General features: G+C 40.2%; 1 protein-coding gene. It reads left to right on the plus strand.

Annotated features, from left to right (window positions below; all coding sequences use genetic code 11):
* Positions 1-191 precede the first annotated feature (191 nt).
* Positions 192-443: hypothetical protein (locus tag CHM34_RS19640; RefSeq protein WP_206093850.1), on the plus strand; the 252-nt coding region annotated here is incomplete at its 3' end.

Here is a 443-nt window from a genome sequence, read left to right on the forward strand (position 1 = left end):
ATCCTAATTCCAAAGATATCCTATTTTGATAGGATGTCTAGTTTGATGAGAGACTTCCTAAAATTCATACCCTACCTCCAGTGCCTACTTTACTTCCCACTACTCCGTCCTCTCTTCTAGTCTATTTTCTATATGATGAGGATGATGATCTTGGTGATCCCCATTTACCTCTGCAATAGGATCCTCCATAGATGCCTAAATGGGCTTGGGCTACAGTTGAATCTGTGAGATCTTTAGTTGGTGATCCTTCCAATTTTTGTCACACTTGTTCTCATATAGCAGGTTCTAGCTTTATCAGTCCTACCATTTGTGATGATCCTCAGACATTTGTAATAGTGACAAGTCATTCAGAGTGGGACAATGCCATGGAGGAGGAGTATTCTTCTTTGATGAAGAATCATACTTGGGATCTTTGTACTCTTCCTAAGGGAAGAAAGCTAGTG

Source organism: Paludifilum halophilum (genome assembly GCF_002245355.1).
Lineage (GTDB): Bacteria > Bacillota > Bacilli > Thermoactinomycetales > DSM-45169 > Paludifilum > Paludifilum halophilum.